This is a genomic window from Arthrobacter sp. P1_B3, assembly GCF_056406615.1.
The window spans coordinates 1-539 of sequence record NZ_JBFTZV010000077.1 but is presented as its reverse complement, the minus strand read 5'-3'; the positions used below and the strand labels follow the sequence as shown (position 1 = coordinate 539).

Here is a 539-nt window from a genome sequence, read left to right as displayed (position 1 = left end):
GCGGTGAAGTCCCTGCGCACCAGGTCAGGGATCCTCGCCGCGGCTTCGGCATCCGCCTGCGTGGTGGTGCGGAACGGGCGCGGCTGGCACGGCACCAGGTTGTTGGCACGCATGATCTGGCGGACCAGCTCCGGGGAGCATTCGGTGCCCTCCGCGGCCAGGTCCGCGTGGATCCGCCGGTAGCCGTACGTGCCGTCGGAGGCGGCGAAGAAGTGCTTCACCCGCTCCGTGAGCGCACCCCGGCGCGCCGCGGTGGCCGACAGCGGGCGGGAGCGCCAGTGGTAGAACCCGGACCGGGACACCCCGAGCCAGCGGCACATCTTCACCAACGCCGGAACGCCCGGCGACCGGGTCTGGGAATCGATGAATTCATACTTCGCCACTACCGTGGCTCCCGCGCGAAGTATGCAGCGGCTTTTTTCAGGAACGCAGCCTCCGCACGCAGCTCCTGGTTCTCCCGCTCCAGCTCCATCAGCCGGGCCCGCTCCGAGCCTGTCAGCGGAACCTCGGTGCCCGTGGTGTCGTGTTCCTGCCGGTAC

The 539-nt window shown here is 69.6% G+C and carries 1 pseudogene; it reads right to left on the bottom strand.

Features of this window, described 5'->3' with window-relative positions:
- A pseudogene (locus AC1D2F_RS23930) lies at positions 1–539 on the bottom strand (IS3 family transposase); the annotation flags it as partial.